The sequence below is a fragment of the Corallococcus sicarius genome, assembly GCF_003611735.1.
Lineage (GTDB): Bacteria > Myxococcota > Myxococcia > Myxococcales > Myxococcaceae > Corallococcus > Corallococcus sicarius.
Map to the genome: position 1 here is coordinate 1 of NZ_RAWG01000423.1, position 6,613 is coordinate 6,613.

A 6,613-nucleotide genomic window follows, 5' to 3' on the forward strand; every position below is an offset into this window, starting at 1 on the left:
GGGGCGATGGGCTTGGGGGTGGGCGGCGCCTTGTACTGGAGCGAAGTTTCAATCTGCGCCGGCATCCACCCGAAGTGCCCCGCCAGCGCGCTGATGAGCGCCGAGCGCGTCAGGCCCGGCGGCACCTGGGCCGTGACGGGCTTGAGCCGCTCCAGGGCGGCCATCTTCTCCTCGAAGCTCGCCTGCCTGCCCGCAGGGAGCAGGGTGGCGAAGAGGTAGGCCGTGAGGGGCTGGGCGCCCTCCAGGAGCCGCTCCACGCCGTCGGTGCCCTCCCGACGGGCGAACACGTCCGGGTCGTCCCCCTGGGGCAGCAGGGCCACCCGGGTGGGGGCGCCGGCGGCGAGCAGGGGGCCGGCCAGGCGCTCCACGGCGGCGAGCCCCGCGGAGTCACCGTCCAGGAGCAGCACGAGGTCGCGGGCCTCCGCGCGCTTGAGGCCCTGGAGGTGGCCGGCGGTGAGGTTGGTGGAGCACAGGGCCACCGCGTGGCGCACGCCCACCTGGTGCAGGCCGATGCAGTCGAAGTAGCCCTCCACAAGGACCGCCGTCTTGCGCTTGTGGATCTCATCCCGCGCCTGGTCCATGCCGAAGAGCGTCTCGCTCTTGTTGTAGAGCCGGGACTCGCGCGAGTTGAGGTACTTGGGTCCGTCCTCGGAGGCGACCAGCCGGCCCCCGAAGGCGATGGGCCGCCCCTCCGGCGCGCGGATGGGCACCATCAGCCGGCTGCGGAAGAAGTCGATGCAGCCCTCGCCGCTGTTGCGCTTCGTGATGAGGCCCGCCTTCAGCCCCCACTCCAGCATCCCGTTCTTCTGGAAGCGGTCCGCCAGCAGGCTCCACTGCGCGGGCGCCCAGCCCAGGCCGAAGCCCTGGGCCACCTCGTCGGTGACGCCCCGGCTGGCCAGGTAGGCGCGGGCGGCGCGGCCCTCGTCCTCCCAGAGCTGGGAGCGGAAGTGTTCCGCGGCGAAGTCCGTGGCCTCCTTGATCTGCTGGCGCTCCTTGAGGCCCGGGTCCTGCGCGGCCTCCAGGTCGATGCCCACCTCCTGCGCCAGGTCCCGCACCGCGTCCTGGAACGTCTTGCCCAGGTAGCGCTGGATGAAGGACACCGCGTCGCCGCTCGCACGGCAGCCGTGGCAGAAATAGAAGCGCTTCTCCGGCACGACGTAGAACGAAGGCGTCTTCTCCTGGTGGAACGGGCAGCGGCCCTTGAACTCGCGCCCGGCCTTCTTCAGCTCCACGTGGCGGGACACCAGCGTCACGATGTCCACGCGGTCGAGGACCTCCTGGATCTTGTGTTCCGGAATCACGACGCCCCTCCATCCATCCGCATGAGCGCGGCCATCCGCCTGTCATCCTGGCAGTACGGCCTGACACGTCCGGACCGGTGGCTTCCCTGGCCGCACTCCCCCCCAGGTGGGGAGCTCGGACGGGGGCGGTGACCGGAAACGGACGAAGGCTGGGGCAAGGCGCGCGCTCCTCAAGGCTCCCGCGCGCCTCCCGGGGTGGGGGACGAGCAGACGACCTTGGCCTCAGCGATAGCGGCGAGCGGGCGAGGGATCAAAAAATCCGCTTCAAAGCCCGGTGATTGGGAGGGCGCCTGGAGGAATTCCTCCGGCGCCCGCTCCCGGTTCAACGGTGTTTCAGGACATCTTGGAGAGCTGGGACTTCACTTCCTCGGAGATGGCCTTGCCTTCGGCGCGCCCCTGGAGCTTGGGGTTCACGTTCTTCATGACCGCGCCCATGTCCTTGGGGCCCTGGGCTCCGACCTCGGAGATGGCGGCCTGGACGGCGGCGGTGAGCTCCTCGGCGGTGAGCTGCTGGGGCAGGTACTTCTGCAGGACGGAGATCTCCTGCTCTTCCTTCTCCGCCAGCTCCGGGCGGCCTCCGGACTTGAACTGCTCGACGGAGTCGCGGCGCTGCTTGATGAGGGTGGCGATGACCTGCTGCACGCCCGCGTCGTCCAGGGCGGAGGCACCCGGCTCGACTTCCTTGTACTTCACGGCGCTCTTGAGCATCCGCAGCACGCTCAGGGACAGCTCGGACTTGGACCGCATCGCGTCCTTCAGGTCCGCGTCGATGCGCTCTTTCAGGGTGGCCATGTCGGGATTCCTCACGGGCGGGGAAAAGGTGTCGCCGCGCCAGGGGATGGGACGGCGGGAGCCAGGGCACCTGACTTTGCAGGGGCGCCCCGGCTCCTCACTGCGAGGCCTGCGCTAGTACGACTTGCGGGCCTTCTTCACAGCGCGCTTCTTGGCGGCGAGGGCCTTCTTCTTCCGCTTCACGGAAGGCTTCTCGTAGTGCTCGCGCTTGCGGATCTCGGAAAGGATTCCGGCTTTCTCGGTGGCCTTCTTGAAGCGCTTGAGGGCGCTCTCGATGGATTCACCTTCCTTCACTCGAATACCGGGCATGCAGTCACCTCCTTCCGCCTAGCTGGGTGCGATCTGAAAATTTTCAAAGGGGCCGGGGTATGTCCCAGCAGACCGCAAAAGGCAAGGAGACCCGCACGGAAAGGATGGGGCAGGGTGCGCTAGAGTGCCCTCCGCGTGCGTCGCCTCCTCCTCCTGGTGCTCCTGCTGGCGGCCAGTCCCTCCCGGGGCGGCACGGTTGCCTCCGATTGCTGGGCCTCCTGTCGGCGCCACGTCACCGACCCGTCGTTGAGGGCGAGGACCTGTCCCGTCTGCGTCACCGGCGGGCGGGTGGACAGCTGGGTGACGTCCCTGGGCACGGGGGGCGCGGACGCCCGGATGGCGCTGGACTCCGCGCGGAAGGACCCCCACTGGCGGGTGCGCTGGGCCGCGGTCCGCGCGGAGGCCCGGAGCCGGGGGCTCACCGAGCGGCGCGCCCTGGCGGACTGGATCATGGACACCCCGCCGGAAGCGGACCTGGGGGCGTGCCTCACCGCCGTCCGCGCCGCGGCCGATGCGGGGCGCTCCACGGCGGACTTCCTCCGGGACGCCGGAGCGCGGGGCCCGGCCGCCGCCGCCCGGGTGTGGGCGCGCCGGGAGGCCGTCCGGCAGACGCTCGCGCTGGAGATGTTCTCCCAGGAGCCCGCCGTGCGGCTGCCGGCGCTCTTGCACCTGGCCACGTTCCAGGGGCGCTCCGCCACGCGGGTGGTGCTGGACGCGGTGGCGTCCCGGCCCGTCGCGGGTGACGAGGTGATGGCCTCGCTCCTGTCCGCCGTCGCGGAGCGCCAGCGCGCGTCCGTGGGCCGGCTGCTGCTCGTGGAGGCGAAGCCCCCGGATGAGGCCGTCATCAACCGGCTCTTCGCCGTGTACTCGCGCGAGCTGGATGCGCTGCGGCCGGAGCTGGGGGGGGGCGACGTGCAGCGCCGTCGCACGGCGGTGGCCGGGCTGCGCCGCTACGGCCCCCTGGCGACGCGTGAGCTGGAGGGGGCGCTGGGGGACGCGGATGCCCGGGTGCGTGAGCATGCGGCGCGGGGCCTGGCCGAGTCGGGCGGGAAGCCGCTGCGCGAGGCCGCGCTCCAGGGGGTGAAGGGGGCGGAGACGGTGGAGGCTGCCCGGCCGTGGCTGGAGGCGATGGCCCATGAGAAGGGCTGCGCGGCCTTCCTCCGGGACGTGGCGGACGGGCGCAACGCGCGGACCCCGGAGATTCAAGGCGAGGCGGTGGCGCTCATGGGGGACTGCCAGGAGGGGGCGAGTCCCATGCGCCGGCTGGCGGCCTACACGTCCGCGAGCGTGCCCTCGGTGCGGGCGGGTGCGGTGCGCGCGCTGGCGGCGCTGCCGCGGAGCCCGGAAGCGGTGGAGCTGGCGGCAAAGGCGCTGGGGGACGGATCCCCGGAGGTGGTGGCCGCCGCGCTGGACGTCCTGGCCTCCTACCGGCAGCCCTCGCGCGGGGATGACGCGGCGGGGCTCCTGGGCTCGGACCACCCGGTGGTGCGGGCAGCGGCGGCGCGGGCGCTGGAGTTCGTGGGCCGGCCGCCCCATGTGCGGGTGCTGGCCGAGCGGCTGCGCGCGGATCCCGCGGTGGAGGTGCGCATTGCCGTCGTGCGGACGCTGACGGCGCTGGGCGGTCCTCACGCGGTGGCGGCGTTGAGCGAAGCGGCGGCCCACGATGCGGACTCCCACGTGAAGCACGTGTCGCAAGAGGGGCTGCGCAGGCTGGGCTTCGGCCGCTGACGCTGAAGCGGGCCCTGACTCATGCATGAGTCGGGTCACAATCCAGGCCGCGCCGCCCGGGATTCGGACGCTGACGCCGAAACGGGCTCCGACTCATGCATGAGTCGGGTGGCAATCCAGGCGGCGGCTGGGCTTCGGCCGCTGACGCCCAGCAGGCTTCAACGCATGGCCGTGGCTGCGGAGGACCTGCGCCGACGGCTTCGGACGCTGCGCGCGAGGCCCGTCGTAACGGGCCCCACGGTGCATCCGCTCACGGGCCGCTGACGGCCTTGGCGTCCACCCGGTTCCGGCCCGCGTGCTTGGCGCGGTACAGGTACTTGTCCGCGGCGGAGATGAGGTCCTCCGGCTGGGAGAAGTCCGAGTCCAACAGCGTCGCCACGCCCAGGCTGATGGTCACCTTGATGGGCGTGCCGCTGAAGATGAAGTCGCTGCGGTCCACCGCCACGCGGCAGCGCTCCGCGCACGCCAGGGCCGCGTCCTCCGCGGACTCGCGCAGCATCAGCGCGAACTCCTCGCCGCCGTAGCGGGCGAGCAGGTCCTCGGTGCGCACCGTGTCCGCCACCCGCTGCGCGATGCGCGTCAGCACGAAGTCTCCGGCCGGGTGGCCGTACACGTCGTTGATGCGCTTGAAGTGGTCCACGTCGAAGAGCACCAGCGACAGCGGCACGCGGTGGCGCAGGCAGTACGCGAACTCCTTGCGCACCGTCTCCATGAAGTACTTCTTGTTGTAGACGCGGGTGAGGCCGTCGCGCGTGGCGGACTCGTAGATGCTGCGCTGGTACTGCTCCTCCAGCGCGTCCTGGATGCTGAACTTCAGCACCGTGTTGGAGCCGATCTGGATCTTGTCGCCGTCGTACAGCGGCGCGGCGCTCACCTTCAGGCCGTTCAGATACGTGCCATTGGTGCTGCCCAGGTCCACCAACTGGAAGCGGCCGTCACCGATGGCCACCACCTTGGCGTGCTTGCGGGAGATGCCGTCGTCCTCCACCTGGAACTGGGCCTCCGAGCTGCGGCCCAGCACCACTTCCGAACGGTCCAGCTTGAACATCCGCCCGATGCCGGCGGCGGACTTGGCGCTGATGACGATCAGATACGCGCTCTGCTGCTGGGCGCTGCCCAGCAGGTCCGAAATGGAATGGACGGAAGTTTTCTCCTCGGACATCGCGCCTCCCATCTTAGAGGCCGCCTTTTCACGGCGGCAAGCACGCCCACACTCCTTTCACGCATCCGGTATCAGCCGACCCGCCCCACCCGTGTGGGCCTGCGCCGCTTCGGTGCCGGCGGGGGGACTGTCGGCCGCCCGACGGACAGCTCGCCCGCGACGGGCGTCCGGAGGAAGCGCGCCAGCGGCTCACCCCCCCGGGGATGCTCCGCCAGCCCCTGCATCAGCTTCACCAGCGCCGCCGAGGGGGTCATGTCCGCGCCGCCCACCGCCCCCTGCGCCAGGGCCATGGCCCCGGACTCATAGAGCGTGAGGTCCACCCCGTTGCGGTACGCCTGGCTCACCACCAACACGGGGATGCCCCGCTCCCGGGCCTGGATGAAGAGCGGCTGGAGCGAGCGCCCCAGCTCCGGCGCGATGGGCACGTTGCCCGCCCCGTATGCCTCCAGCACCAGCCCCTTCACGTGCGGCAGGAGCTGCAGGGGCAGGGCCGGGTCCAACCCCGGGTACACCTTCAGGAAAAAGACGCGCGGATCCAACGCCTCGTGCAGCCGGAAGGCCCCTCGCGTCTTGAGGCCCGCCTCGAAGGTGGCGTCCACGCCCAGGGTGCCCAGCACGGGGAAGTTGGGGCTCTCGAAGGCGTCGTACTCGGCCACCTTCACCTTGCGCGTGCGGTTGCCCCGGTACAGGTGCGAGTCGAAGCAGATGGTGACCTCGCGCGGCCCCTGGAGCGCGGAGAGCACCGCGTCGATGAGGTTCAGCCGCGCGTCCGAGCGGATCTCCCCCAACGGCCGCTGCGAACCCGTCAGCACCACGGGGCAGGGCGGGTTGCGCAACATGAAGGACAGCGCGCTGGCCGTGTAGGCGAGCGTGTCCGTGCCGTGGGTCACCACCGCCCCGTCGAATTCGGGAAGCCGGCGGTGGAGGTGGGCGGCCATCCGGCTCCACAGCTCCGGCTGCATCTCGGAGCTGTCGAGGTTGGAGAACAGCTCCAGCTCGATGTCCGCCAGCTGGAACAGCTCCGGGGCGCGCCTTCGGAGGGTCTGGAAGAAGGCCGCCGGACGCAGGGCGGAGGGCCGGCCACCGGCCATTCCGAGCGTGCCTCCGGTGTGTAGCAGCAGGACTCTGGGCATGGGCGAGGGGCCTCCCTGCCAAAGCCCGCCTTGCTTTACAAGCATTGCGCGCGTGGCTAAGACCCGCGGCCGTGCTCCTCCCTCGTTGGAAGCGTCTTGCGTCCGTGCTGGCCGGGGTGACCCTGCTGGGCTCCGCCTGTACCAAGAGCGCTGAAATTCCGGCCTCTCCCCCCGCCAAGGCACCACCG

6 protein-coding genes are annotated in these 6,613 nt (G+C 71.0%); 1 reads left to right on the forward strand and 5 read right to left on the reverse strand.

What is annotated here, in order from left to right:
- From dnaG to rpsU, 3 genes are all read right to left on the reverse strand, one after another.
- The coding region (gene dnaG / locus D7X12_RS37595) for a DNA primase (protein WP_120630005.1) at nucleotides 1-1,301 on the reverse strand (1,301 nt) is incomplete at its 3' end.
- A 333-nt stretch (nucleotides 1,302-1,634) separates the two neighbouring features.
- Nucleotides 1,635-2,093 (reverse strand): GatB/YqeY domain-containing protein, encoded by a 459-nt coding sequence (locus tag D7X12_RS37600; RefSeq protein ID WP_120630006.1) that lies wholly within the window; start codon nucleotides 2,091-2,093, stop codon nucleotides 1,635-1,637.
- Nucleotides 2,094-2,207: 114 nt separating this feature from the next.
- Complete coding sequence (gene rpsU, locus D7X12_RS37605) at nucleotides 2,208-2,402, reverse strand: 30S ribosomal protein S21 (RefSeq protein WP_014395136.1); 195 nt, start codon at nucleotides 2,400-2,402, stop codon at nucleotides 2,208-2,210.
- A gap of 135 nt (nucleotides 2,403-2,537) precedes the next feature.
- Here rpsU and D7X12_RS37610 point away from each other — a divergent pair, with 135 nt between their 5' ends.
- Complete coding sequence (locus D7X12_RS37610) at nucleotides 2,538-4,130, forward strand: HEAT repeat domain-containing protein (protein ID WP_120630007.1); 1,593 nt, start codon at nucleotides 2,538-2,540, stop codon at nucleotides 4,128-4,130.
- A 250-nt stretch (nucleotides 4,131-4,380) separates the two neighbouring features.
- Here D7X12_RS37610 and D7X12_RS37615 read toward each other — a convergent pair whose 3' ends face one another.
- Together D7X12_RS37615 and D7X12_RS37620 are read right to left on the reverse strand one after the other, a co-directional pair.
- Nucleotides 4,381-5,292 carry a GGDEF domain-containing protein gene (locus tag D7X12_RS37615; protein ID WP_120615504.1) on the reverse strand — a complete coding sequence of 304 codons (912 nt, stop codon included), beginning with the start codon at nucleotides 5,290-5,292 and terminating at the stop codon, nucleotides 4,381-4,383.
- 71 nt (nucleotides 5,293-5,363) lie between these two features.
- A complete protein-coding gene (locus D7X12_RS37620; RefSeq protein WP_120630008.1) occupies nucleotides 5,364-6,425 on the reverse strand; it encodes an asparaginase in 1,062 nt (353 codons plus the stop codon).
- Between the last annotated feature and the right edge of the window lie 188 nt (nucleotides 6,426-6,613).

Excerpts from the sequence above, each read along its gene's own strand:
- D7X12_RS37620 (WP_120630008.1), bottom strand. The coding sequence starts at position 6,425 with ATGCCCAGAGTCCTGCTGCTACACACCGGAGGCACGCTCGGAATGGCC.
- rpsU (WP_014395136.1), bottom strand. The coding sequence starts at position 2,402 with ATGCCCGGTATTCGAGTGAAGGAAGGTGAATCCATCGAGAGCGCCCTC.
- D7X12_RS37600 (WP_120630006.1), bottom strand. The coding sequence starts at position 2,093 with ATGGCCACCCTGAAAGAGCGCATCGACGCGGACCTGAAGGACGCGATG.
- D7X12_RS37615 (WP_120615504.1), bottom strand. The coding sequence starts at position 5,292 with ATGTCCGAGGAGAAAACTTCCGTCCATTCCATTTCGGACCTGCTGGGC.